Source organism: Mycobacterium montefiorense, from assembly GCF_025823255.1.
In the GTDB taxonomy this organism is placed as follows: Bacteria; Actinomycetota; Actinomycetes; order Mycobacteriales; family Mycobacteriaceae; genus Mycobacterium; species Mycobacterium montefiorense.
Genome location: NZ_JACKVL010000018.1, coordinates 65285 through 90025, shown reverse-complemented (window position 1 = coordinate 90025; position 24741 = coordinate 65285). Strand labels below are relative to the sequence as shown.

Below are 24741 nucleotides of genomic sequence, written 5' to 3'. Positions count from 1 at the left end.
CGTCGTGCTTTATTGCGGTCGTTTTCCTAGTTGAGTGAGTGCCTATTTGAGCAAGCTTCCCGCGTCAACGGGAAGCGAAACACCAGTGACATACCGTGATTCATCAGAGGCGAGGAACAAAACAGCGTTGCTGATATCGACCGGATCAACCCAGGGCACCGGCAAGGTATGCATCATCTGCGAGATCGGGGCGAAGTCTTCGGGCCCAGGCTCGGCCAGGTCCGGGCGAAAGAGGCGGTAGGTGTTTTCGTTCATCACCATCGTGGTGCTGACCTGCGAGGGCAGCACCGAGTTGACCCGGATCATGTCCTGGCCTAATTCGACGGCGAAGGCACGCATCAGCCCGATGACGCCGTGCTTGGCCGCCACGTAGTGGCCGGTGTTCTGGTATGCCTTACGCCCGCCGACCGAGCTGGTGAGCACGATCGAGCCCCCGCGGCCGCCCGAAAGGATGTGTGGTACCCCCGCTTTGACCGTGTGCCAGACGCCGCTCAGGTTGATGTCGATGATGTCCTGCCAGACGTTCTCCCGAATCTTGTGCAGCCTGCGGCCATCGGTGCCCACGCCCGCGTTGGCGACAATGATGTCGAGCCGGCCCAGTTGTTCGACACCGCTGTCCACAGCGGCCTTGAGCCCGTCGAAGTCGCGAACGTCGACCTTCGCGGTCACGATGCGACGGTCGAGGTTCTTGACCAGGTCTGCGGTTTCGGCCAGATCCTCAGGGGTGGCATGTGGGTAAGCCAAGTTGTCGATCGGTCCGCACACATCGATCGCGATGATGTCGGCGCCCTCCTGAGCCAGGCGCACCGCATGACTGCGGCCCTGGCCGCGAGCGGCCCCGCTGATGAAGGCGACCTTGCCTTCGACGCGGCCGGTCATCAGGGCACCAGTGTCGGCAGGGTTTCCCAGCCCCGCACCGACGACGTCGGGCTGAGCGTGGCGTTGGCCAGATCGGGCTCCCACTCCGGGAAGCGCTTGAGGATTTCTTCCAGGGCGACACGGCCTTCCATTCGGGCCAGCGCCGAGCCCAGGCAGAAGTGGGCTCCCACACTGAAGGTGAGGTGGGGCCGGGCGGCGCGATGAATATTGAATTTGCCCGCATCTGCACCGAACTGCCGCTCGTCGCGGCAGGCCGCGCCGAGCAGCATCAGCATCACGCTGCCTTCCGGCACCGTCTGGTCATACAGACTGACATCGCGAGTTACATACCGCGCCATGTGCGGCGCGGGCGGCTCGAAGCGCAGCAGCTCCTCGATCGCCTGCGGGATCAGGGCGGGATTCTCGACGAGTTCGCGGCGCTGGTCGGGGTGCTCCGCGAGAACCTTGCCCGCCCAACCGATCAGCCGCGTCGTTGTTTCGTTGCCCGCGCCGGCCACCACATTGAGGTAGACGAGAATCTCTTGGCGCGTCAGCCGTCTCGTGATTCCGGTCTCGTCGACGAATTCGACGTTGAGCAACTCGGTCATGATGTCGTCGGACGGGTTCTCGGCACGCCAGTCGATGTAAGCCTCGAACTGCTCGCCCACAGACAAGCCATGCTCGGCGGCACTCATCGGCTTGCCGGGCTCGGTGCGCAACTGGGCGTTTCCGCGATCGCGGATGTACTCCTGATCGGCTTCGGGAATCCCAAGCAGTGCGCTGATGACCTTCATCGGCATGATCGCGCCCAAGTCGGTGACGAAATCGAACTGGCCGGAGCCCACCAACGGATCCAGCGATTGCGCGCAGAAGTCGCGGATCATCGGCTCTAGGGCGGCGATCTTGCGCGGCGTGAACATTCGCGACAGCAGCTTGCGGTGCACGTCGTGGATCGGGGGGTCTTCGAAGATCAGCATGCCCGATGGGATCTCGAGGTTGGCCTTGATCAACTCCATGATCACGCCGCGCGCCGAGCTGTAGGTGCCGTGGTCGATGATGCCCTTGTTGACATCGGCGAAGCGGCTCAGCGCGTAAAAGTCGTATTCGGAGTTGTAGTAGAGCGGTGCCTCGTCCCGCAGGCGCGCAAACATCGGATACGGGTCGGCAATGAGCTCGACATTGTATGGATCGAAACTGACATGACTTTCGGTGCTCGCCGTCACGAAATCCCTCCTAGCGCTTCCGATTCCGCGGGCCGACCCGTTCCAGACATCACTGCAGTTGCCAGTGAGTCAGCGCCGGACCCGGTTCGGGCAATTTGTACATTCCGCTTAAATGGCTTTGCTCGGACAAAGGCACGGACTCGGCTGATAATGGACTCGCCGACGGCCCGTGAACGTCGACTTACTCTATTCTCGTAGAGAACCATATAGCGGGTGCTCTGGCAAGACCCAAAGGCACGAAACACGGCGCGTCGCCCGTTTATCAGCCGGATCCCGCGGCCCGACGGCCGCGTGCCGAATGCACGTCGCCGGCCACGGTCAGCCGGCCCTTGTCCGGACTCCTCAGGATGCCCGTGGCGATCGCCGTCAGGATTGCGTCGAGTTGCTCCGGGCTGCCGACAACGAGGTCGCCATGAGCGGCTCGCATCAGCAGCCCGTTGATGAACGTCAGCGTGACATTGCTCAGGTCCTCGACGACGGCCGATTCCAGTTCGGCCCCGTGCGGCATCAGTTGCACAAGAATTTCGCGGTGCAGCTTGGTAAATGCATCCGTCGCTTGCTGCAGTATCGCGGCCATCGCGGGATCGCGTGCCGCCTGCATCGTCAGCTCGTAGCGCGCCTTGGTCCAGGACAACTGCGGCTCGGTGCCGGCCTGGATCACTACTTGCGACAGCAGCGACGGTGTCGGGTTGTCGCCCTGGCTGCCGGCGCTGTCGGCGATGGACTGCAGGCGTTCCAGATCCAGTTCGGCCAGCCGTTCGGCGACCGCACGAAGCAGCGCCGAGCGGGTACGGAAATAGAACGAGGTGGTGCCGTCGGGAACGGCGGCCTTGCGGTCCACCTTGAGGTGGCTCAATCCCTTCGCGCCGTCAGCGGCCAACAGCTCGATCGCCGCATCACAGAGATCGCGGCGACGCTCCGCGGGATTTGGCTTTCGCCTTTTCGCCGTGGCGGACGTGTATTGAACCATCAACAGCGGCTTTCGTGGCAAGCTTTTCAACTGAACATTCGCTGAGCAGGACCATACTCTATGTTCGTAGTGTCCGTAAAGCACCCGGTAGCGCCTCGCTAGCGCAACGGTGTCATCACGATTGGCGCCGACTGCGCCCTATTGGGCGACAACCGGCGTTCGACCTACTTTGCTTGAGATCGATGATGTCGACGACGACTGCCAGGCTGGCCAGCGCCATTCTGCTCGGCGTGCTGGCATGCGGCTGCCAGACAAGCCAGCACCCGGCCCCTGCAGCCACCTCGGCCAGCACCGCGGCACCGACGCCACCACCGGTGGCACCGGTCGTGAAGATTGCACCACTGCCGGTTCGGCCGGTGGAGAAGTCACAGCCGACTACCCCCGACAAGTGCCCGGCGACGAATCCGGCCGTTCCGGCGCCGCCAGCTAACCCCCTTGTCACCTGCGACATCGCCCGAACCACGCGCTATACCTTGGGCCCTGAGACGATGCGATTGGAGCTGACACACGTGGACCCGCCCAAGCCGCTGACGTCCGATTTCTACGAAGTGAATCTGACGATGGATCCGGCCTCGGCGACCGCGTGGGCGACCTACACCGGCGCACATCTGCACGCTCATGTCGCCTTCATCCGCGACGATCTGGTCGTGGAAGCGCCGATGATCGAAGAAAAGGTCACATCCGGCCAGATCGCGCTGACGACCCAAACGGCTCAGGCCGCCGCCCAATTGGCTCAATTGGCGAGCCGCCCGGCATGACCGAGCTGGCCATCGGCTTCCTCAACGGATTCGGGCTTCCGCCAGTCGAATTCGTCGACCTTGCCGCGGACCTTGGTTGCCGCTACTTCTCGGCAGTGGTACAGGGCGCGCCGCTGGTGCCGCTCGGCTATCCGCCCTTTTCACTCAAGGACGACCCCGCCCTTCGTAAGGAGGTGCTCGCCGCGATGCAGCACCGCGGTGTGTCCGCCTCGCTGGGCGACGGGTTCCTGGTGCTGCCGGACAGCGAAATCATGGCATTCGGCGCGGATCTCGATGTGTTGGCCGAGCTCGGCGTGCCCCGGATCAACGTCGTCAGCCTCGACGCCGATCTGGCCCGCACATTCGACCAGTTCGCCGCGCTCACCGAGCTGGCCGCCCAGCGCAGCATCGAGACCCTCGTCGAACCGGTACCCGGCCTGACAGTGGGCGACCTGCCGACAGCATTGGCCGCACGAGATCACTTCGGCCGGAATGACTTTCGGTTGCTGATCGACACCATGCATCTGATTCGCTCCGGCGCCAGCGCAGTCCAGCTGGCCGCCGTCGATCCCGCCCACATCGGCTACGCCCAACTCAACGACACGACTTTGCAGCCGCGCTTGGACAACTACATGGAAGAAGCCATGTTCGAGCGCATGGTTCCGGGCGAGGGTGAACTCCCGCTAGCCGATATCCTTGCCGCGCTTCCCGACGACATCGTGCTCGAAATCGAAGTCCCGCAGCGGTCATTGGCGCTGGCCGCGGTCAGCCCGATTGATCGGCTGCGCCCGTGTGTCCAAGCAGCCCGCCAGTTGTTAAATCAACGGCAGCAATAACTTTCAGCTCGGCTCACGATGCGGCAGCCCCGCCGCGCGATAGACGGCATCGATGACGGTCATGTTCTCGATCGCGTCCTGTGGATTCGTTGTCACCGGCTCGCCGCGCAGCACCGCCGCAGCAAACGCGTCGAGCTGATAGGCGTAGGAGGCGCGGCGGGGAAAGCCTTCCACCCGATTGTCATCCGCGGTTCGCACAGAGATTCGGTGAAACATCTGGGGCATCAAGGGATTGAGCATATTCAACTCTCCCCGATCACCGACCACCTTCGCGCTCATATCGAAAAGACGCCGCGACCACATCGAGCAACGCACCCGGCCGGTATGTCCGGCGGCGAACTGGAGCTCGGCCGTCATGGCTCGATCGACCTTCGAATCACGCAATTTCGCTTGTGCCGAAACGACTTCCGGGGTCGAGCCGCCATACGTGCGGATCATGTGGACCGCGTAACACCCCGCATCCATCGTCGCGCCGCCGGCCAGCGGGTAGTAATAGCGGATGTCGGAGAACTTCGGCAGTGGAAAGCACAGCGAGGCTTCCACCCGCTTGAGCGTGCCCAGCTCCCCCGAGGCGATGATCTCAAGGGCCCGCGATGTCAGCGGGTGATAGCGATAGTGGAAGGCTTCCATCACCACTCGATCAGACTTGGCGGCCACCTCGGCGATCTCGCGAGCTTCGGCAGCGTTGGCGGTGAAGGGTTTTTCGCATAGCACGTGTTTGCCGGCGTCCAATGCGGCTCGGGTCCACTTGCCGTGCAGGCCGTTTGGCAGCGGGTTGTAGATCGCGTCGAGATCCGGATCCGCGATCAGCGATGCGTAGTCATCGTGCACCCGGGCGATGCCGTGTTTGGCGGCGAAGGCTCGGGCGCGCGAGCCGTCGCGGGCGGCCACCGCGGCAACCACCACCTCAGCGTTGTCCCTGGCAGGATTGATGAGTGCCGTCGGCGCGATCCGGGCAGCGCCCAAGATACCGATACGCAGGTGTTCAGCCATGGACCCGACGCTACCGACGGGCGAATGCGGGGGCGCGCTCGGGCCTGACGCCGACACCGATGAAGTATGCCGGCAAGAAGGACAGCCACGGCAGCCGCTGCATCACGCCCAGGAAGGCCGTCGGCGGAGTGGGGTCGGCGCCGCGCAGCAACGGCCCGAGTCCACGCTGGAGCACCCGTTGCACGCCCTGGGTAACCGCGGTGGGAAATAACCGGCGCCGCCGCACCCCCGCCAGATCCCGATCGGTGACCCGGTGCTGCCGTAGCGGCTCGGCCAAGATGGTCGCGGTCGCGACGGCGTCCTGGACGGCCAGGTTGATGCCGACGCCGCCCAGCGGAGACATCGCATGTGCGGCATCTCCGATGCACAGCAATCCGTCTGTGTGCCAACGGCGCAGCCGATCGACACGGACATCGAGATGCTTGATGTCGTCCATCGACGTCAGTGACGCGACCGCGGCGGCCGATTCCGGCAACAGGGCGGCGACGTCGCGACGAAACGCTTCGATACCTTTCGCGCGCAGTTCGGCGTCAGTCCCCTTGGCGCCGAGGTAGGCGATCTGGTTGTAACCCTCACGCGGGATCACGCCCATGGCCTTGCCGGGACCCACCCGCGGCAGGAACGAGAACTCCTGATCGCCGTCGCGCGGCAACGTGAACCACCAGACGTCGAAATTCACCGGGAATTCGCGACTCTGCAGGCCGGCCGCGGCGCGCGCCATCGACCACCGGCCGTCGCACGCGACGGTCAACTCGGCCTCCAACTCGTTTGGCCCATCGGGGCTTTGGTAGCGCACGCCGGTTACCCGGCCGCCCTCTCGCAGTAGCCCGGTGGCCTCGCTCTTCATCCGCAGCGTGAAGGTCGGTTCCTGCTGGGCGGCATCGGCGAGCAGGTTGAGCAGATCCCACTGCGGCACCATCGCGACAAAGGGATGGGGCTGGCGCAGTCGACCGAAGTCGACGTACGTCACCGACCGACCGCCCGATTCGAATTTCGCGCTGCGCACCTCGCTGTGCGGTAAGGCCGCGAAACGCTCCCACAGGCCCAGCTCGTCAAGGAGGCGCAGCGTGGTCGGATGCACGGTGTCACCGCGAAAGTCGCGGAGAAAGTCGCCGTGCTTTTCCAGCAGCGTGACCTCGACGCCCGTCCGAGCCAGCAGCAGCCCGAGAACCATCCCGGCCGGGCCGCCACCGATCACCGCGCAGGTCGTCTTTTCAGCCATGGCTGCCTCGAATTCTGTTGCTGTAAAACGTGATTAGCTCAGCAGCTGCGGGTCGACGTCGTAAACCGACACGGGCTCGGTGAGCACCCCGTTGTCCTCGACGTAGCGATCCCATAACTGGAGAAGCTCGGCCAGCTTGTCGGGATGCGCTTGGGCAAGGTCGTGGATCTCGCCGCGGTCCTCGGAAAGGTCGTAGAGCTGCCAGGCGCCCGGACCGTACGGCGGGGGCAGGTAGAGGGCCTTCCAGTCACCTTGGCGGATCGCGCGGCGGCCGAACAGTTCCCAGCCGGTGCCGGTTTCGCCCGGGTGCACCGCCTCGGCGTCGGCGGACAAATACGGCACCAGCGACCGACCGAGCATCGGTTCGACGTCGCGGTCACGGTAGGAGGTGCCGGGATGCTCCACGCCGGCGAGCTCCAGCACGGTGGGAGCGATGTCCATGACGGTTGCGAATGCGGTGCCGATCTCGCTTTGACGCGTGAACCCGGGCCAGGTGAAAAAGCCGACCACCCGGATCCCGCCTTCGGTGGTGAACGCCTTGTGCAGCCGCGACGGTGCCGTGGCGGCTTGGGCCCAGCGGGGGCCGTACCAGATGAACGAGGTGGGCCGACCCAGGTTGTCGAGGCTGTTGTCGCAGTTCTTCTGGATCTGCGCCACGATTTGGGGGCCGCGCAGTGGCATCGCCTCGACGATCGCACCCTCGGCGCCGTTGTCGGACATGAACATCACGACCGTGTTGTCCAGCTCGCCGGTCTCGGCCAAGTAGTCGATCACCCGGCCGATGTTCCAGTCCATCCGGTCCACCATTCCGGCGTAGACCTCCATGGATCGCGCCGAAATCGCGCGTTCGTCGTCCGTCATGTCGGCCCACTCCGGAGCGCCGTCGGCTACCACCGGGTGCGGCTCGACATCGGGGGCACACAGGCCGAGGCGCTTGAGCGCGGCCAGCCGCTCCTCACGCAACGCATCCGGGCCGGCGTCGTAACGGCCGCGATACTTGGCGACGGATTCCTCGGGTGCCTGCAATGGCCAGTGCGGTGCCTGAAACGGCAGGTACGCGAAGAACGGCCGGTCGTCCTGCGCGCGGTCGCGGAAGTAGCCCAGCAGAGTGTCGGTGTAGGAATCCGACGAGTAGAAATCTTCGCCCACCGTTACGAACTGGTCATCTTCGGTGTAAAGCGTTGGCACGGGTGAGAATCCGCGTCCCGCGGCACCACCGTAGTGGCTAGCACCGGCTGGTAGCAGCGCGAACGATCGCTCGAATCCGCGGGCCCACGGCGACCTTTCGATCGTGTGGCCCAGATGCCATTTGCCGGACATCAGCGTCAGGTAACCCGCGTCGCGGAGAAGCTCGGGCAGCGCGACAACCCGGTCGTTGAGATAACCCTCGTAGCCGGGCGCACCCTGAAATCCGGGGACCGCGACCTCCAGCATGGTGCCGATTCCGGCTACGTGGTGGTCGGTTCCGGTCAGCAGCATCGCCCGGGTGGGCGAACAGGCCGGCGCGGAATGGAAATCGGTGAGCCGGATCCCCGCGTGGGCGAGCCGGTCGAGGTTGGGCGTTTCGATCTCACTCCCGAAGGCACCTATGTCGGAAAACCCGAGGTCGTCTGCCAGGATCACCAAGAAATTGGGCCGCTTCACGCTGAAGCATCCTGTCAGGTCCAGCGCCCGAATGGAACGACCGACAAATGACTAGGCTCGATTCGGCGAAACACCGCGCCCGGACATCGACGAAGGGGCATCCCCATGTTGGCACCGTTCGAGATGTCCATCCCGTTGGTCGCGGCTCCGATGTCGGGTGGCCCGACCACGCCGGCGATGGTCTCAGCCGCGACCGGGGCGGGCGGTCTGGGCATGCTTGCCGCGGGCTACAAGACCATCCAGGCTGTCGAAGCCGAGCTCAAGACTGTTCGCGCCGAGGGAATCCCGTTCGGCATCAACCTGTTTGCGCCTAACCCGGTGCCGGTCGATCCGGACAGTTACCGGGCGTATGCCGCGATCATCCAGAAAGAAGCCGATCAGTTCGGGCTGACCCTGCCTGCAGAGCCGATCGAGGACAACGACCGGTTCGACGAGAAGGTAGCGCTGTTGCTCGACGATCCGGTGCCGATGGTGTCGTTCACCTTCGGCATCCCGCCGCGCAACGTGATCGTCGCGCTGCAGCAAGCCAACACCGTGGTCGTCCAAACGGTGACGACGCCGCAGGAGGCGGCACAAGCACACGACGCCGGCGTCGACATGCTGGCGTTGCAGGCCGCGGTCGCCGGCGGGCATTCTGGCACGTTCTCGCCGCAGCGTCCGTTGCCGCCGGTTCCGATCGTCGACCTCGTCAAACAGGTAACGGCGACCGTACCGCTCCCAGTGCTGGCCGCCGGCGGGCTGGCCACCCCCGACGCGGTGGCCGACGTGATCCGCGCGGGCGCCGCCGCGGCCATTGTCGGCACGGTTCTGCTGCGCGCCACCGAAAGCGGCGCGTCGGCAACACACCAGGCAGCCCTGACCGATCCCGCCCGCAACGAGACGGTGCGCACGCATGCCTTCACCGGACGTCCCGCCCGCGGACTGCGCAACACGTTCATCGATAATTACGAGGCGCAGGCGCCGTTCGGTTATCCCGCAATTCACTACCTGACCAGCCCGCTGCGCAAAGCCGCCGCCGCGGCAGGAAAACCGGACTATGTCCACCTATGGGCGGGGACGGGATACCGGCACGCCACCGCGGAACCCACCGCGGACATCCTGCGGCGTCTTGCTTCCGGTCTGTGATCGTCTAACGATCAGCCGAAAGACTCAGTTGCTCAGGTAGAGATACCACAGGCCATCCGAGTGCTGGACACACGAGAAATGCGTCCAGGTCCCAGGGTGGACGACCTCGACGTGCGGGCCGTCCGCCATGCAGCCTGCCTGAGTCGCATAGTTGCCCTCGACCAGAATCTCGTCGGCGGTGCTAATTCCAACCCCGGTGGTTATTAGCCCAGCAAACGCCAGGACGCTAGCGGGGATAATCTTTCTCACCAGTCACCTCCAGTTCACATCCGCCCTTGAGGCCGATATACCCAGCATGTTGCTGGCATATCGACGCTAGCTGAGCCGCACCCGATCACCCAGAGCAAAAGAGAAATATTTGCGCGGACATAACATTCGCGCCACCAGGCGCAAGCTTTAGAACGTAAAGCGGTTGAGTATGTCGTACGGCCCGAACGGGGAAGCACTGAAGTAGCGGTAGATCCACCGCACGACGGTGCTGTCGATCTTCTGGTAGCCGGCCAGTGCCGGCGTCTGCTCGACCAGTCGTAGCTTCGGGTTCCACGTCTCTATGTCACGCGCGTTGCCGATGCCCCACTTGATGATCCCCCTGGTGAACACCTTCGACATGCGCGGCGCCAGAGCTGAGAGCGTGTCGAATTGCATTTCACCGCAGTCGAATCGATCGAGCAGACGTGCCACCAGCTGGCGAACTTCACTCTCCTGGATATACATCAGCAGTCCCTCGGCGACGACAAGCGTCGGGTGGCCGGTGGGAATCTGATCGACCCACTGCGGGTCGGTCACCGAGGAGCCGATCATCCGATAGCGCTCGGTTTCGTCATACAGCTGGCGGCGCAGGTCGATGACGCCTGGCTGGTCGAGGTCAAACCATTGCACCGCCGGTGGTACGTCGAGGCGGAAGGCGCGACCGTCGAGGCCACAGCCCAGGTGTAAGACCACCGCGTCGCAGTGGCGGGCCAGGAAATCGGCGCACCAGTCGTCGAGCTGTTTTGCGCGCAACGCGACCAGATACTGGTTGGACGCCGGCAACGAGATCCGATGTACGCGTTTGAAGTCGTAGTCGATCCGGTCGACGGCCGCTGCGGCCGCGTGGTCACCCAGAATCGGATGCCGAGAACGGCTTTCATGGGCGCGCAAGTACAACGTCACGAGGTTCGTCCACTCCACCGAACCCCACTCGACCGAGCCGAAATCAACCTTGGACGTCGTCACTGTCCCTCCTCCGTTAGTGCGACCCCTCCACACGGACAGCGAAGCGCATCCAACGCCAAGATGGCCACCCCTGGTCCAGTCGAGACTCAAACGCGCAGTTCACGCCCGGTACCGGCGCGCCGAGCCGAAGTGTGCCCATCCGGGCGCCCCTGTGTGCTCCGAAGAACTATCGAGCAACGGTTGTGGCGGGTGACACCGCTAGGTCTAGAAAGGGGCCTCTCGATGCGACAGGTGACGTTCAAAATGGTTGCTGCTGGCGACGGTTCACCACCAACCTCGACCGGATACTGCTACTACCTGATGGCCCACGCTGTCGCGACGGTCTTGCTGCTGATCACGCTGGTTGCCGCGGTGTGGCAATTCATGGATTGGGTCGTGACGCCGTCGTGCCTGGCGGCCAGCTCAGTGTCGACGGAGACTCCGGTCAGCACGGCACCTGTCGCGTCGGGCACCGTCACGAAGGCCGAAGAGATCCGTAACAGCCCTGGTCAACCCGGTATCACCAACAGCACGTGGACGGAGCGGCCCGCGTCATACCGCAACGCGGCACGGACCGAGACCGTGGCCGGGTTCGGGGCCGACTCCGGTGACTGCCCCTGCCCGAAGACCGGCAAGTGACCGGCGGGGTACGACGCAGTCAGAACGCCTCGGGATCCTGCTGCACGGCCGCCGGAACCGGATGCCGGTACAGGCGCGCAGCGTTCTCCCAGGTGAACTTGCGGATCGCGTCCGGCGGCAGATCACCGATCTCTTCGTGGATCGTTTGTTGAGTGTGTGGCCAGGTCGAGTCACAGTGCGGATAGTCGGCTTCGAGCATGATGTTGTCCATACCGATTCGGTCGCGTTGCACGAACGACGACTTGTCCTCGACCGCGCAGAACCAGAAGTTTCGGGTGAAAACCTCTGCAGGAGTGAGCTTCTCTCCCAGCGCCTGCCAAGTGCCGTACATCGCGTGATAACTGAGCATATGGTCAAGACGATCGAGTAAGCCTGCCACCCAGCCAATTCCGCCTTCGGACAAGCAGATCTTGAGATCCGGGAATCTGCTGGGCAATCCGGAGTACAACCAGTCGACGGCCGCCGAAATGGCGTAAGCAAAGAACAGCACGCCCTGTACGTCCGGCGGTGCGTCCTCGGTGGTCGATGGCGAGGAGCCCGAAGATCCGATATGCAGATTCACCACCGTTTCGGTTTCGGCGCAGGCGGCCATGATCGGATCCCAGTGGCCTGAATGAATACTCGGCAGTCCGAGCATCGCGGGGTTCTCGCTGAACGTGACGGCGTGAAAGCCGCGCTCGGCGTTCTCGCGGATCATCTGGGCGCCGAGGTCGGGGTCCAGCAGCCAGGGCAACTGGCATGCAATGATCCGTTCCGGATACGATCCGGCCCACACCTCGAGATGCCAGTCGTTCCAGGCGCGAACCGACGCCAGCGCCAGGTCGCGATCTTTGGTCACCTGCTGCAGCCGCTGGCCGGCGAAGCCCGGCAGGAACGACGGAAAGTTCAGCGACGCGTAGATGCCGTTGAGATCCATGTCCTTGACGCGTTCATGGATGTCCCATGCGCCCCTGCGCATTTCGTCGAATCGGACCGGTTCGAAACCGTACTCCGCTACCGGCCGCCCGACGACGGCGTTGAACCCGACGTTGGGCAGTTCCCGATTGTCGTAAACCCAGGTCTGTCCGCCACTGTCGGTCTCGACGACCCGAGGCGCCCGGTCGGCGAATTTTCTCGGCAGTCGGCCGGTGAACGTGTCCGGAGGTTCGACAATGTGATCGTCGACCGAGATCACGGTGTAGCGGCGTGGCGCCCGCGGCGGGTCCGGCAGGAACGTAACTGACCGCTCGTCGCCGGTTTTAGCTGTCGTGAAATTCAGATTGGTCGCCAGCTCGTCAATCGCTTTCACTAATCAACCTCCTCGCTGGCAGAGCATTTGGTGTGCGGCGACGGCTCGACGACGGACTCAGCTGAGCACATCGGGATCCGCCTTGATCGTCATACGCGCTGCCCCAGCCCAATACACGTCGGCGGCCCGCTCGATGAGCGATCGCTGCATGCCCGCCGTGTCGGACCAGTCCATCGCGATCGGCTCCTTGCCGGTGAGCATGACGTCGTAGGCCAGCTTGCATACCCGCTCGATCGACGCCGCCCGGTATACCGCCTCGGCCAGGTTGCGACCGGTCGCGATGACGCCATGGTTGGCCAGAATCGTCAAATTGGCGCCACCGATGCGCGCCGCAAGATCGGCTGCGCGGTTGGGGCTATCGATCTCACCGTCGTACTCGCTGACGAGGCACAGGTCATCCAGGAACAGCGAACCGGTCTGATGCACGAGTTCGGGCAGCCTGCCCAGCGCGGCGAGCACGCAGACGTAATACGGATGATTGTGAATGACTACCCGGGCGTCCTCGCGGAACCGGTGCAGCTCGGTGTGAATGTGGATCGCCGGCGTGACATCCCAACGACCACTGACCACCCGGGCGTCGCTGTCGACCTGGCAGATATCCGACGCGGTGAGTTCCTGCCACCACAGGCCCCACGGATTGACCAGCATGTCGGTTTGCCCGTCGAGCTGCCAGGTGATGTGTCCGGCCATGTTTTCGGAAAATCCGGTGCCGGCCAGGTGGCGGAAGGCCACGGCGAGCGCCTGCTCGTTGGACAGATCTACACCGATCGGAGGCACGACCGACGGCGCCCACACCTGCAAGCCGCCTCGTCGTGGATTAGGCGTGTTCATGATCGGCCTCCATCCTTGCTCGAATATCTCCGCGGAGCTCGCCTTTGGCGACCTTTCCGCCCGACGACCGGGGTATTTCGTCGACGACGATGAGCCGTTCGGGCAGAAGCTCTTTGGAAACCCCCAGCGCCAGCAGGTGCTCGACGAGGGTGGGCAGGTCGATCGTTGCGCAGTCGGCGAGCTCGGCGTACAGGCAGACCCTCTCCCCGAATACCGGGTCCGGCATCGCCACCGCCGCCGCCAGCGCAATCGCCGGATGGGTCATCACCGCGTCCTCGACCTGCGATGCACTGATGTTCTTGCCGGCACGCAGGATGAAATCGGATGTTCGGCCGGTGACCGTGAGGTAGCCATCGGCGTCGAGTTCGCAGATATCGCCCATCAGCATCCACCCGTCGCGAGTGAACAGCTTGTCGTGGTCGGTACCGCCGAGATAGCCGAGGCTGGTCGCCGGGCCCCGGCAGGCCGGCTGGCCTCGGCCCGTCGCGGTGACATCTCGATCCCCATCGAACAGCCGGACCGCCATTTCGGGAACGATCCGGCCGCCAGTGCGCAGTCGACGTTCCGCGGAGTCGTCGAGAGTCGTCGCGCTGAGCAGACCGGTTTCATTCGAACCGTAAAATTGCAGGATCTTCGCGCCGGTCAGCTGTTCGAATTCGGCGGCGGGCCGGTACGGTATCGCCTCGCCCCCGGTGAAGACGACACGCAGCGAGCTCAGATCATAATCCCGAGACTCATGGTCGGCCATCAGCATCGTCAATTGCGAACTAACACAACACAACACAGTTACCTTGTGGCGCGCTATCGCCTCACACGCAGCGTGCGTGGTGAAGCGCTGCAGGATCACCGAACTGGCGCCGAGGTAGATCGGGGTGGTGTGGCTGGTCCATATGCCGAAGCCGAAAGGCGTGGGGATGACCGGCAAGAACACGTCGTCGGACCTCAACAGCGCGTTGGCAACCGCCTTCTGGTGAAAGTAGTGCCACCGGTTCTGCGTATGCACAACACACTTGGGCAGGCCAGTGGTCCCTGAGGTGGAGTTGATCAGAAAAACGTCGTCGGCGCCGAGTCGAGATTCGGCCGCGACCGCCTTGCTCGGTACGTCGGAGTCCAGGCGCGGCAGACCCGCGCCCTGCCCCAGCGCCAGCATCCGAACCGACGATTCGGCTGCCGCGCGGGCCGCGACATCACGGTGCATGGGGTCGCTGATCAGGATCTTTGGCTCCGCATTGCGCAGTAGCGCGCCCACTTCACGGGTGCCGGCCCGAGCGCCGATGCCGACGACAACGGCGCCGCAGCGTTCGATAGCGACGAACAACACGTGGATTCCGCTGGAATCGCCGTGCCAGACCGCAACTCGATCGCCACGCCCAATGCCGAGACCGGCCAGCTGATTGGCCAAACTGGTTGCCGCAGCATCGAATTCACGCCAGGTCAGGGAGGTTCCGGGCTCGTCGGAGTAGGCGAGACGGTCGGCTGAATGTTCGGCGTTGCGGCGCACCGCATCCGACAGCGTCGAATCCGACCACCATCCGGCCGCACGAAACCGGGCCGGGTCCTCGTCGGTGAAAGCCGGCGAGCCTACGGTATCCAGCTCACCGGCGCTCATTAGGAAATGATAGGAAAACCGCGCGTGATTCGGTTGTCGGGCTGGCGCGGCCGTGTCCTGCTATGGATTCTGAGGCGCAGGAGCGCCCGGTTGCGGACCGTGCGGGACACTCGGATGGCGGCGTGCGGGCGGCGGTCGCGGTGGGTTGATCGGCCCACAGTTCAGGCCGAGGATGCAGCCACCGCCGCCTCCGGCGGGTTTGACCGGAAGGGCGCCGCCGCTATCCCCCGGCGCTCCGGGTGCGGGGACCACACTGGACGAAGCAACCGTTGCGCTGATCGGCGACTCATCAGCTGAGCCAATATCGCCGAGCGCCAAGGCAAGCAGGGCCGCACCGCCGCACGCCGCGGCTACCGTCCTGGCCTTGCGATTCCCCACGGCGACCACTGTAGTTACTCGGCGCAACTATTGCGGAGTCCCGCGACGCGGAGGGTTCGTCGCGGGCGGCGGGCGGGGCGGATTGATGCGCCCACAGTTCAGGCCGGGTATGCAGCTGGCGCCGCTTCCTTCGGGCCGGACCGATAGACCCATCGGCTGCGACGCGTCGCTCGCCCAGCAGCAGGGCCCGGGCGAGGGCGCCGGGTCCGCGTTGGTCTGCGGGGCACCAGTAACGCCGACCCCGCCGAGCGCAAAGGTGAGCACAGCCGCACCGCCACACGCCGCGGCTGCCCTTCTGCTCGTGCGTTGAAGCACGTCCCGAATTTTAGTTTTCTCGGCGCGGAATGTGTAGAGCTCCAACGGGGCAGTACGTCGCGGCGGCGCGCCTATCATTGCCGGGGTGTGGTCTGGACTGCAAGGAAAACCGCTGTGGCCCGGAGTGCTCAGTGGCGCGGCCGCGGGCGCCGCAGGCACCACGGCACTGAACGTGATCACCTACCTCGACATCGCGGTGCGGGGCCGCCCGACGAGCAGCACCCCGGAGCGGACCGTCGACGCCATGGCGCGGTTGTTCGGTCTCACGGTCCCCGGCAACGGTGACGTGCTCGCCAGCCGAATCTCCGGGCTCGGCGCGCTCACCGGGTACGCCGCGGGCATCGGGATGGGCATCATTCTCGGATTGGCCTATCCCCTGGGCTACAGACCTGGGCTCCTGGCCGCCACGCTGGTCGCCTCAGCGATCGCCCTGGTCGGCACCAACGGCCCGATGACGGTGCTCGGGGTGACCAATCCGCTCAGCTGGAGCCTCGGCGACTGGATCAGTGACCTGATTCCGCATCTCGGTTACGGCATCGTCACTGCCCTGGTGTTGCACTACCTCGCGCCGCTGCGCCAGCGTCCGGACGAAACACTCCCATCGGGATAGCGGTCGCGGCCGCGCGCTGCTGTTCGCGCTGCGGCCGGTCAACCTCGACGCAGGCTGGCGCGCACCGCGCTCGGACAATCCAAAGCGCGCAGACGAAAGGTTTCCGCGCTCCGCGGTGTTGAGAGTCGTCGTGGTCACTGCACAGGCGAATAGCCTGCTCGAACGGTATCGGTCGGCTGGGCGTTTCTTCACCGTCGGGGGGATCAAGTCCTTCGTTCTGGACGAGGGTCCGCGAGATGCCCCCGCCGTGGTGTGCGTGCACGGTGTTCCGTCATCGGCCTACCTGTACCGCAAGGTGGTTCCCGCACTGGCCGGAGCGGGATTGCGCGCGATCGCGATCGACCTGCCCGGGCTTGGGCTTGCCGAACGGCCCCATTACGCCGATTACACCTGGACGGGTCTGGGCCGCTGGTTGATGTCGGCGATCGACGAGTTGCAACTCGACCGCTTCCACCTCGTGCTGCACGACATCGGCGGACCCATCGGATTCGAGGTGGCCAACGCAGTTCCCGAGCGGGTGCTGTCGATGACGTTGCTGAACACCATCATCGAAGTGCATTCGTTCCATCGCCCCTGGCCGATGGCGCCTTTCGCGCATCGCGGTATCGGCGAAGTGTGGCTGGCGTCGCTGCGCGTGCCGGGCGCCTTCCTGTCGCTCATGCGCCTTGTCGCGGTGAGCCGCCGCGTGCCGGCCGCTGAGATCGCTTGCTGGGTTCCGTTGTTGTTCGGCGACGACGGCGGGCGGGCCTTCCTGAAGATCATGCGCGGCTTCGAGTTGACCGCGGCAAAGGAGCAGCTCTACCTCGACACTCTCCGCAACGCGCCATATCCGGTGCAGGTCGTTTGGGGAGCGAACGACAGGATGCTGCCGTGGCGACGCTGGGGCGTCCAGGCTCAGCGGGCCGCCGGTGCGCAAGGCGCAATCAAGCTGCCCGCCAAGCATTTTCTGCAAGAGGACTATCCGCAAGAGATCGCCGAGGCCGTGTACCGGTTTACCCAGGGCTAGCCCCAACGGTGGGGCGGATCGTGACATCGACGCCGGCGACGTCGGGGTCGGGGACTCCAGTGATCGCCACGACTTTGCCCTCGATCCCGGTGATTCTCGTATTGTCTCCTCTGTGCTGATCGGATTCCTACTCGCTCTGGGTTGTTCGGTGTGCTACGGCACCGCGTCCGTGCTGCAGGCTGTCGCAACGCGGTCGGTGGAATCCGGCGGTAAGTCCGGTGTCGATGCGAGGCTGCTGTTGCGCGCCCTGCGGCAGTGGCGCTACCTCGCGGGCGTCGGCCTCGACGGGCTCGGTTTTGTGCTGCAGGTCGCCGCACTTCGCCTGGTACCGATCTACGTCGTGGCGGCGGCATTGGCCGCCTCGATCGCGGTGACCGGGATCGTGTCCGCCTGGGTGCTCTCGGCCCGACTTTCGAAGGCCGAATGGGCGGCCGTGGGCGTGGTCTGCGTAAGCCTCGCCGCACTCGCTTGTGCCGCCGGGCCCGGGCACTTCCGCCACGGTCCGCCGGGGCTCGGCTGGGCGTTGATCGTCGTGGTGGTCGCCATCTTCCTGGGCGGTGCCGTTGCGGGCCGGTTGCCCGACCGCGAACGCGCCCTTGCGCTGGGTCTCGCGACCGGAAGCGGGTTCGGTGTCGTCGAGATCGGTGTGCGCCTGCTCGACCAGATCGACCCCACCAAAGCCGCGTTCTACACCAACCCGGCGCTGTACGCCGCGGCCGGTGGTGGTGCCGCGGGGTTTCTGTTGTTCACCTCCGCACTACAGCGCGGATCCGTCACCACCACGGTCGCCGCGATGGTGGTCGGTGAAACAATCGCGCCGGCACTCGTCGGCGTGATGTGGCTGGGCGATACCGCTCGGCCCGGCTGGGGTTGGGTGGTGATCGCGGGATTCATCGTCGCGGTGGCCGGGACCCTGGTCTTGGCCCGCTTCGGCGAGGCGCCGACTCCGGCCGAAACCGGCTGAGGCTAACAGGAGCGGCGTCAGCCTCCGGTTGTGCCGCGACCGAGATGGCCTGATCACCAACGGTATACGTCGTGCCGCGCGGCGCCCGGGTCAGCAGCACGCCGCCCTGGGCGCTGATGCCGGCGGCAATCAACTCGCGCTTGAGGATCTTGTTGGTGGCCGTCGCCGGAAGGTCGTCGTTGATGCGGACATACCGTGGCCACGCCTTCGGGGACAAGTCGTTTTGTGCGGCCAGGAACTGCTCTAGATCCGTTGGGCGCAAATTCATGCCGCTGCGAAGCACCAGCGCCGCCATCACCTGATCGCCGACCCGTTCGTCCGGAACGGCATACACCGCGACCTGGCTGATCTGCGGCAGCCGTTCCAGGATCCGCTCAATCGGTGCGGCCGCCAGGTTTTCGCCGTCCACCCGCATCCAGTCGGCCGTGCGGCCGGCAAGATAGATCCAGCCGTCGGTGTCGCGGTAAGCCAAGTCACCCGCCCAGTACATGCCGTGTCGCATTCGCTCGGCGGTGGCCGACGGATCGTTGTAATAGCCGACGAACGGACCCGCCCCCGCGGTGTTGACCAGTTCACCGACCGCCTCGTCGAAGTTCATCAGCGCGCCGTGTTCATCGAACTGTCCGACGGCGCATTCCTTGAGGGTTGTCGGGTTGTAGATGCTGACCCCGGCATAGGGCTTACCGATGGAGCCGGGCGGCGTGCCGTCTTCTCGCACCACGATCACCGCGAACTCGCTGGATCCGAAGCTGTCGATCACCCGGCACCCGAAACGCCGGGCGAATTCGGCGATATCGCGATCGGTGGCCTCGTTGCCGAACGCCACGCGCAGGGTCGTGTCGGCGTCGTCGGGCCGCTCCGGAGTGGAAAGGATCAGGGCAAGCGGCTTGCCGACGTAGTTCAGGTACGTCACGCGATAGCGGCGCACGTCTTCGATGAAGCGTGACGGCGAAAACTTGGCAGGGACCATCAGCGCGCCGCTGCCGATAGCGACGGCCCAGCCGGCGGCAACACCGTTGGAATGAAATAGCGGCATCGCCAGATAGCACACGTCGGCGGCGGTGACGTCGTATTGAATGATCAGGCTGGCGCCGCACATGATCGCCATCCCGTGCGCGAACCGAACGGCCTTGGGATTGCCGCTGGTTCCGGAGGTGAAGATCATCATGAACGTGTCGGCGGCGCAGACCTCGCGGTACGCAGTCAGCGCCGGTGCCGCGGCGACCGCATCGCGGTAACGCGTGCCGTCCACGTCGAGAACTTGAATCCCGTTGAGATCCAGGCCCTCCAGCAACGACGTGTGCTCGTCGTCGACGAGCAGGATCTGGCAATCGGAGCGCTGGATGTCGGACAGCAGAGCCGGTCCGCGGCGTGTCGTGTTGAGGCCGCACAGCACGTACCCGCCCAACGCTGCGGCGGCCATCGCGCGCAGCATTGCCGGTGAATTGCCCAGCGCGGCACCGACATGCAACGGACGCGCCGGATCGGCAATGGTGATCAGCGCCGCCGCCTCGGTCTCGGCTTCGGCCAGGTGCTCGCGCCAGGTCCAGGTCTGCTCACCGTGGGCGATCGCGGGCGTGTCGTCATGCCTGCGCTGTCGCAAGAGCTGCTGAACCGTCTCCGGCACTGTCTCACTTCCCCTTTGATCTCGTCGTCAAGACCAAACCGGCGTACTCATGAGCGGCCACATCGTCGCAGTGGCGCCGGTAGGTGCCGAACCCGCCGATATAGGGCATGAAGGTTCGCTTCTTGCCTTCGATAATGGCGCCCAGGTACCACGACGACGCCGCCTTGGGGAACAGCGTCCGCTCGGCAGCTTGGGCAACGTGGTGGGTCCAGGCAACGGCCGCATCGCGGCGGGGCTCGACCTCGTGCACGCCCAGTTGTCGCGCCGCCCGCAGCAGATCGATGACCCAGTCGACCTGGACCTCGGCGTGCAGCACCATGTTCGCCAGCACCGAGGGGCTACCCGGGCCGCTGATCGTGAACAGGTTCGGCAGGCCGGGCACCATCAGGCCGAGGAACGTCAGCGGGCCGTCGGCCCAGATGTCCCGCAGTCGCTGTGCCCCGGGCCCACTCGGGTTGATCCGGGTCAATGCGCCGGTCATGGCGTCGAAGCCGGTCGCAAAGATCAGCACATCACAGGGATACTCCGCTTCCCTGGTGCGTACCGCGTCGGCGGTGATCACGTCGATGCGTTCGCGGCGCAGGTTCACCAGCCGCACGTTGTCGCGGTTGAAGGTGGCGTAGTAGCCGTTGTCGGTGCAGATCCGTTTGGTGCCGATCGGGTGATCGACCGGGATCAGGTCGGTTGCAACGACGGGATCGGTGACAATTTCCCGGATTCTCTCCTCGGCAAACTGCCTGGCGACGTCGTTGGCGGACAGGTCGCTGGTCTGGTCGGGGAAGGTCTTGGCGAACAGTACGCCGCCTTCGCGCCAGGTCTTCCACAGCGCCTCGACCCGCTCCCGGGGTTCGGCGTCGAGGGCTTTCTTGTGGTAGGTGCCGTGCGGCGTACCAGCCTGCGCGTAGGCGGAGACTCGGCGACGCTCGGGATACTGCTGCTGGATCTGTTGCTGTTCGTCGGTAGACCAGGGCCGGTTAGGCATCGGAATGGTGTAGTTCGCGGATCGCTGGAATACGACCAGCTTTTCGGCCTGAGCCGCGACGATCGGTGCCACCTGGATCCCGGATGATCCCGTGCCGATGAGACCTACCCGCTTACCGCGTAGATCGGGATCCTCGCGCGGCCACGCCGCCGTGAAATAGACCTCACCCGAGAAGTCCTCAACGCCAGGGATATTCGGCCGGTTCAACGCCGACAGACAGCCGGTCGCGCACAACAGAAACTGTGCGGAAAACCTGTCCCCGGTCGCGGTGTCGACCTGCCAACGACCATCGCCCTGGTCGAAGGAGGCACCGACCACGTCAACGCCGAAACGGTAGTGACGGCGTAGATCGAAGCGGTCGGCTACGTGGCGCAGATAGGCCAGGATCTCGGGCTGGGCGGCGAAGCGTTCGCTCCACTGCCAGCTCTGCTGCAGCATTTCGTCGAAAGAGTAGGAATAGTCCACACTTTCGACGTCGCATCGCGCGCCTGGATAGCGGTTCCAGTACCAGGTACCACCCACGTCGGGGGCCGCCTCGACAGCGGTCACCGATAGGCCCGAGGAGGCGAGGCGATGCACCGCGTAGAGCCCGCCGAACCCGGCGCCGATGACGATGACGTCGCTTACCTCGGTCATGTCGAGGTGTCTGGGTACGCCGGCCGCAGCAGCCGGCCCAGGTCCGCGCAGACCAGTTGCAGCGCCGACGCCGCCGGCCCGAAGGATTGGATGGTCATGAAGCCATGGAACAAACCGGGAAAGTCTCGGTGCACCACCGGCACTCCCCCATCACGCAACCGGTGGGCATAGTCGCATCCTTCGCTGTGCAGGGGGTCCAGCCCGGCAGTAACGATCACTGCGGGCGCCAGGCCCGCATGAGAGTCCGCATCAGCAGGAGCCACCAGATAAGGCGGATCGAAAACCTGCCCATCGCCGAGGTATTGACGCCAGTACCACTGCATCGCGGCGCGGGTGTTGAAGTATCCGGTGCCATAGCGCTGGTAGCTGTCCGTATCGCACGACGGATCAATCGCCGGGTAGCACAGCAACTGTGCGACAGGTTGGGTGACGCCGCGGTCGCGGCACAGGATCGCGGTCACCGCGGCGAGGTTGCCGCCGGCGCTGTCGCCGGCGACGGCGGTGCGCATGGGATCGATGCCCAGTTCGGTGGCGTGCTCGATCGCCCAGCGAAACACCGTGTACGCGTCCAGGGCGGCCGCCGGCGCGCGATGTTCGGGAGCCAGTCGGTAGTCGACCGACACCACCACGGCTTGGCTACCGCGCGCCAGGGCCCGGCAGAATCCATCGTGAGATTCGATGCCGCAGAACACGAACCCGCCCCCGTGATAGAACACGATCGCGGCACGGTCGTCCGCGCGCACACCGTGCGGGTGGTAGACGCGGATGGGGATGGCGCCGTTGGGGCCAGGCACCGACCGGTCCGCGGCGCTCTGGACATCGTCGAGGTTGTTGACCGGCATGCGCCGTTCGGCCACCGCGGCGCGAGCCTGCGAGCCGGTCATGTTCTCGACGCGCGGGAATCCGGTGTTCAACTGGTCGAGCATCGCTTGCACCGAGCCATTAACGGGGTCGTCCATGTACACCTCCGAACCTCACCGTTGAGGTCATACCGGCCGGTACTTCAAAAGGGTGATGCCTGCTTCGGGCAGATCGTAGAACACCGGTGCCACCCGCATACCGATCCGGATATCGTTCGGGTCGACGTCGACCAATTCGGTACTGAGCCGCGGCCCGGCATCCCACTGCACCACGGCGAGCAACTGCGGCACCGCGTTTGCCCACGGCGGGCCGGTCGGTCGACGAGCGACGGTGTAGGTGTACAGCGTTCCCGCGCCGTCGATTTCGCGCCATTCCAGGTCGTCAGCGAGGGTGCCGGGGGCCAGGACGCGCGGATAGAAGACATAGCGCTGCAACGAGGGCGAGTACTGCACCAGGATTCGGCGCTGAGCCAGTCCGTCCCAGAAGGGCTGTGAGACAGGTGTGGGCTCGGCGGTCGGCAGGTTCATGGCGTCAGTCCCCCTGCATCAGCAGCGCGACCTGCTCGCTCATGATGCCGCCGTTGCCGGTGACGAACGCGGTGTGGCAGTCCGGTACCTGGGCGTCGCGGGCTCGTCCCATCACCTGCCGTGCCCCATCGACCACGTGATGCATGCCGCCGGCCATGCCGGCCTGACCGAAGGACAGCTGACCTCCGGCGGTGTTGAGCGGAAAATCGCCGCGATGCGTCAGGTCATGGTCGACAATCCAGGACATGCCTTGGCCTTTCGCGCAGAAGCCGGCGTCTTCCAGGCTCATCAGCACCGTGATCGTGTAGCAGTCGTAGATCGACGCAATATCGACATCGGAGCGGTTCAGCCCGGACATCGCGAACGCCTTGTCGGCGGCCCGCGCGATCGGGGTGTGCAGCACGTCGTCGGCGTAGGTGGGGGTCTTGAAGGCGATGTGTTCGCCGAAGCCTTTGATCCACACCGGGCGGTGGCGACCTCGGCGTGCAATGTCGGCGTTGGCGAGTAAAACACCTACTCCCCCGTGCACCCGCATCACCGTTTCGAGCAGGTGGATCGGGTCTGCGATCATCGGACTGGCCAGCACCTCATCGACCGTGATCGCAGTGCCATGGAAAACCGCACCCGGATGCGCACAGGCGTTGACACGTTGATCGACCGCGATCTTGGCGACGGCGGCAGGGTCGTAGCCGAATTCCGCGGCGTAGCGCTGGGCGATCTGAGCGTACGGCGCGTTCTGGCCCAAATTGCCGTACGGGATCTCGAACTCGGCCTGCGGCGACCCGTAGTTATTCGAGGACGCCCCATACCAATTCGGGGCGACGGGCGGGTGTCGCTCTGATTGCGGCACCGCCGCTGATCCGGGCACCACGGCGAGCACGGCGTCGCAGATGCCGAGTTCGATGGCCGCGGCGACCCGCCAGATCATTCCGGCCGACGTCGCCCCGCCGAGATCCACCCGCTCGCCGAAATCCAATGCCAGGCCAAGGTATTCGCACAGCGTCGCCGGGGCGAACATCGCCGATTCGACAATGCCATGGGTGAGTAGGCCGTTGATGTGCGCCGGGTCGACACCGGCGTCCTCGACGGCCATCTTCGCCAGCAGCGCGTACTGATCGAGGGTGAACTGTGGCGGCCCGGTCGGACGGCGCTGCGCGGGCAACTCCGCGATGCCGACGATGGCCGCTTCGCCACGCAGCCCCGTCACGACGGCGTCCCGCTGATGGTTTTTCGAAGGGGCAGCTCGACCGTTGCGGTTCCCGGCATCAGCACGGTGTCGTCGCGGCGACCGGCAATCTCGATATCCACCAGCCCGGCGCCGTCCGACAGACGCTTGCCGGTCACGACACCTCCGAAGGTCAGCGACTCGCCGGGCAATGCCGTCGCCCGGTTCTGCACCGAGAACGACACCAGCCGACCGCGCCCACCAATCCAGTCACCGATCGCGCGGGCCAGCAGTGCCGCCTGTAGCGGGCCGTGCACCAACACGTTGTCGTAGCCTTCGACGCCGCGCGCCCACTGTTTGTCGTAGTGAATCCGGTGACCGTTGTAGGTCGCGGCGCTGAAAAAGAACAGCTGGGTTTCATCGGTGGTCACGTCCAGCGGCGGAATCTGCTCGCCCACGTCGATGTCGTCGTAAAAAACCTGCTCGCGCGTCATGACATTC

24 protein-coding genes are annotated in these 24741 nt (G+C 65.1%); 7 read left to right on the top strand and 17 right to left on the bottom strand.

From position 1 onward, the window contains the following. Window positions 1-42: 42 nt before the first annotated feature. From H7K34_RS26255 to H7K34_RS26245, 3 genes are all read right to left on the bottom strand, one after another. A complete protein-coding gene (locus H7K34_RS26255) occupies window positions 43-879 on the bottom strand; it encodes a mycofactocin-coupled SDR family oxidoreductase (RefSeq protein ID WP_264064979.1) in 837 nt (278 codons plus the stop codon). Then, a complete protein-coding gene (locus tag H7K34_RS26250) occupies window positions 879-2081 on the bottom strand; it encodes a cytochrome P450 (protein ID WP_264064977.1) in 1203 nt (400 codons plus the stop codon). The genes H7K34_RS26255 and H7K34_RS26250 overlap by 1 nt, the downstream gene beginning before the upstream one ends. Before the next feature lie 262 nt (window positions 2082-2343). Beyond that, complete coding sequence (locus H7K34_RS26245; protein WP_264064975.1) at window positions 2344-3051, bottom strand: TetR/AcrR family transcriptional regulator; 708 nt, start codon at window positions 3049-3051, stop codon at window positions 2344-2346. A gap of 185 nt (window positions 3052-3236) precedes the next feature. Between H7K34_RS26245 and H7K34_RS26240 the strand changes: the two genes are divergently transcribed. Both H7K34_RS26240 and H7K34_RS26235 read left to right on the top strand, forming a co-directional pair. Further along, window positions 3237-3809, top strand: a complete 573-nt coding sequence (locus H7K34_RS26240) for a SecDF P1 head subdomain-containing protein (protein ID WP_264065042.1) — start codon at window positions 3237-3239, stop codon at window positions 3807-3809. Then, on the top strand, window positions 3806-4624 hold the full coding sequence (locus tag H7K34_RS26235) for a sugar phosphate isomerase/epimerase family protein (RefSeq protein ID WP_264064974.1): 819 nt from the start codon (window positions 3806-3808) through the stop codon (window positions 4622-4624). Before H7K34_RS26240 ends, H7K34_RS26235 begins: the two co-directional genes overlap by 4 nt. 3 nt (window positions 4625-4627) lie before the next feature. On the opposite strand, the gene H7K34_RS26230 is transcribed toward H7K34_RS26235, so the two are convergent. The 3 genes from H7K34_RS26230 to H7K34_RS26220 are packed head-to-tail and all read right to left on the bottom strand — an operon-like array spanning window position 4628 to window position 8483. Continuing rightward, on the bottom strand, window positions 4628-5617 hold the full coding sequence (locus tag H7K34_RS26230; RefSeq protein WP_264064973.1) for a Gfo/Idh/MocA family protein: 990 nt from the start codon (window positions 5615-5617) through the stop codon (window positions 4628-4630). 10 nt (window positions 5618-5627) lie between these two features. Next, a complete protein-coding gene (locus H7K34_RS26225; RefSeq protein WP_264064972.1) occupies window positions 5628-6839 on the bottom strand; it encodes an FAD-dependent oxidoreductase in 1212 nt (403 codons plus the stop codon). Window positions 6840-6872: 33 nt separating this feature from the next. Next, window positions 6873-8483, bottom strand: a complete 1611-nt coding sequence (locus tag H7K34_RS26220; protein WP_264064970.1) for an arylsulfatase — start codon at window positions 8481-8483, stop codon at window positions 6873-6875. A gap of 105 nt (window positions 8484-8588) precedes the next feature. On the opposite strand from H7K34_RS26220, the gene H7K34_RS26215 reads away from it, so the two are divergent. After that, on the top strand, window positions 8589-9608 hold the full coding sequence (locus H7K34_RS26215) for an NAD(P)H-dependent flavin oxidoreductase (RefSeq protein WP_264064968.1): 1020 nt from the start codon (window positions 8589-8591) through the stop codon (window positions 9606-9608). Window positions 9609-9632: 24 nt separating this feature from the next. On the opposite strand, the gene H7K34_RS26210 is transcribed toward H7K34_RS26215, so the two are convergent. After that, window positions 9633-9857, bottom strand: a complete 225-nt coding sequence (locus tag H7K34_RS26210) for a hypothetical protein (RefSeq protein ID WP_264064966.1) — start codon at window positions 9855-9857, stop codon at window positions 9633-9635. Between the two features lie 147 nt (window positions 9858-10004). Then, entirely contained in the window at window positions 10005-10823 is an 819-nt protein-coding gene (locus tag H7K34_RS26205) for a class I SAM-dependent methyltransferase (RefSeq protein ID WP_264064965.1), read from the bottom strand. Between the two features lie 222 nt (window positions 10824-11045). Between H7K34_RS26205 and H7K34_RS26200 the strand changes: the two genes are divergently transcribed. Beyond that, window positions 11046-11441: a hypothetical protein gene (locus H7K34_RS26200; RefSeq protein WP_264064963.1), complete on the top strand. Its 396-nt coding sequence runs from the start codon at window positions 11046-11048 to the stop codon at window positions 11439-11441. Between the two features lie 19 nt (window positions 11442-11460). Here the strand turns inward: H7K34_RS26200 and H7K34_RS26195 are convergent, their stop codons facing one another. From H7K34_RS26195 to H7K34_RS26185, 3 genes are read right to left on the bottom strand one after another with little or no spacing between them, the layout of a single operon-like run. Further along, on the bottom strand, window positions 11461-12729 hold the full coding sequence (locus tag H7K34_RS26195; RefSeq protein ID WP_264064961.1) for an amidohydrolase family protein: 1269 nt from the start codon (window positions 12727-12729) through the stop codon (window positions 11461-11463). A 57-nt stretch (window positions 12730-12786) separates the two neighbouring features. Further along, window positions 12787-13560, bottom strand: coding sequence for a class II aldolase/adducin family protein (locus tag H7K34_RS26190; RefSeq protein ID WP_264064959.1), 774 nt, complete (start codon window positions 13558-13560; stop codon window positions 12787-12789). Then, window positions 13547-15169 (bottom strand): class I adenylate-forming enzyme family protein, encoded by a 1623-nt coding sequence (locus H7K34_RS26185; RefSeq protein WP_264064957.1) that lies wholly within the window; start codon window positions 15167-15169, stop codon window positions 13547-13549. Before H7K34_RS26185 ends, H7K34_RS26190 begins: the two co-directional genes overlap by 14 nt. A 778-nt stretch (window positions 15170-15947) precedes the next feature. On the opposite strand from H7K34_RS26185, the gene H7K34_RS26180 reads away from it, so the two are divergent. The 3 genes from H7K34_RS26180 (at window position 15948) to H7K34_RS26170 (ending at window position 18442) form a co-directional block, all read left to right on the top strand. Then, complete coding sequence (locus H7K34_RS26180) at window positions 15948-16472, top strand: hypothetical protein (protein WP_264064954.1); 525 nt, start codon at window positions 15948-15950, stop codon at window positions 16470-16472. A gap of 115 nt (window positions 16473-16587) precedes the next feature. After that, window positions 16588-17478, top strand: coding sequence for an alpha/beta fold hydrolase (locus H7K34_RS26175; protein WP_264064952.1), 891 nt, complete (start codon window positions 16588-16590; stop codon window positions 17476-17478). Window positions 17479-17578: 100 nt separating this feature from the next. Then, a complete protein-coding gene (locus tag H7K34_RS26170) occupies window positions 17579-18442 on the top strand; it encodes a DMT family transporter (RefSeq protein WP_308203142.1) in 864 nt (287 codons plus the stop codon). On the opposite strand, the gene fadD1 is transcribed toward H7K34_RS26170, so the two are convergent. Genes fadD1 through H7K34_RS26140 form a run of 6 tightly spaced genes read right to left on the bottom strand, consistent with a single transcriptional unit; the run spans window position 18369 to window position 24734 of the window. Then, window positions 18369-20069 carry a fatty-acid--CoA ligase FadD1 gene (gene fadD1, locus H7K34_RS26165; protein WP_264064948.1) on the bottom strand — a complete coding sequence of 567 codons (1701 nt, stop codon included), beginning with the start codon at window positions 20067-20069 and terminating at the stop codon, window positions 18369-18371. The two genes, H7K34_RS26170 and fadD1, sit on opposite strands and share 74 nt — an antisense overlap. 4 nt (window positions 20070-20073) lie before the next feature. Then, complete coding sequence (locus H7K34_RS26160) at window positions 20074-21687, bottom strand: flavin-containing monooxygenase (protein WP_264064947.1); 1614 nt, start codon at window positions 21685-21687, stop codon at window positions 20074-20076. Further along, window positions 21684-22646: an alpha/beta hydrolase gene (locus H7K34_RS26155; protein WP_264064945.1), complete on the bottom strand. Its 963-nt coding sequence runs from the start codon at window positions 22644-22646 to the stop codon at window positions 21684-21686. Before H7K34_RS26155 ends, H7K34_RS26160 begins: the two co-directional genes overlap by 4 nt. 27 nt (window positions 22647-22673) lie before the next feature. Next, window positions 22674-23075 (bottom strand): Zn-ribbon domain-containing OB-fold protein, encoded by a 402-nt coding sequence (locus H7K34_RS26150; protein ID WP_264064943.1) that lies wholly within the window; start codon window positions 23073-23075, stop codon window positions 22674-22676. A gap of 4 nt (window positions 23076-23079) precedes the next feature. Further along, a complete protein-coding gene (locus H7K34_RS26145) occupies window positions 23080-24282 on the bottom strand; it encodes a thiolase family protein (protein ID WP_264064941.1) in 1203 nt (400 codons plus the stop codon). Then, complete coding sequence (locus H7K34_RS26140; protein ID WP_264064939.1) at window positions 24279-24734, bottom strand: hotdog family protein; 456 nt, start codon at window positions 24732-24734, stop codon at window positions 24279-24281. The genes H7K34_RS26145 and H7K34_RS26140 overlap by 4 nt, the downstream gene beginning before the upstream one ends. Between the last annotated feature and the right edge of the window lie 7 nt (window positions 24735-24741).

Bases quoted from the DNA above. Each gene is read 5' to 3' on its own strand.
- H7K34_RS26235 (WP_264064974.1), top strand. From the start codon at position 3,806: ATGACCGAGCTGGCCATCGGCTTCCTCAACGGATTCGGGCTTCCGCCA.
- H7K34_RS26155 (WP_264064945.1), bottom strand. From the start codon at position 22,646: ATGGACGACCCCGTTAATGGCTCGGTGCAAGCGATGCTCGACCAGTTG.
- H7K34_RS26200 (WP_264064963.1), top strand. From the start codon at position 11,046: ATGCGACAGGTGACGTTCAAAATGGTTGCTGCTGGCGACGGTTCACCA.
- H7K34_RS26140 (WP_264064939.1), bottom strand. From the start codon at position 24,734: ATGACGCGCGAGCAGGTTTTTTACGACGACATCGACGTGGGCGAGCAG.
- H7K34_RS26215 (WP_264064968.1), top strand. From the start codon at position 8,589: ATGTTGGCACCGTTCGAGATGTCCATCCCGTTGGTCGCGGCTCCGATG.
- H7K34_RS26160 (WP_264064947.1), bottom strand. From the start codon at position 21,687: ATGACCGAGGTAAGCGACGTCATCGTCATCGGCGCCGGGTTCGGCGGG.
- H7K34_RS26225 (WP_264064972.1), bottom strand. From the start codon at position 6,839: ATGGCTGAAAAGACGACCTGCGCGGTGATCGGTGGCGGCCCGGCCGGG.
- H7K34_RS26185 (WP_264064957.1), bottom strand. From the start codon at position 15,169: ATGAGCGCCGGTGAGCTGGATACCGTAGGCTCGCCGGCTTTCACCGAC.
- H7K34_RS26255 (WP_264064979.1), bottom strand. From the start codon at position 879: ATGACCGGCCGCGTCGAAGGCAAGGTCGCCTTCATCAGCGGGGCCGCT.
- H7K34_RS26240 (WP_264065042.1), top strand. From the start codon at position 3,237: ATGTCGACGACGACTGCCAGGCTGGCCAGCGCCATTCTGCTCGGCGTG.
- H7K34_RS26230 (WP_264064973.1), bottom strand. From the start codon at position 5,617: ATGGCTGAACACCTGCGTATCGGTATCTTGGGCGCTGCCCGGATCGCG.
- H7K34_RS26245 (WP_264064975.1), bottom strand. From the start codon at position 3,051: ATGGTTCAATACACGTCCGCCACGGCGAAAAGGCGAAAGCCAAATCCC.
- H7K34_RS26150 (WP_264064943.1), bottom strand. From the start codon at position 23,075: ATGAACCTGCCGACCGCCGAGCCCACACCTGTCTCACAGCCCTTCTGG.
- H7K34_RS26190 (WP_264064959.1), bottom strand. From the start codon at position 13,560: ATGAACACGCCTAATCCACGACGAGGCGGCTTGCAGGTGTGGGCGCCG.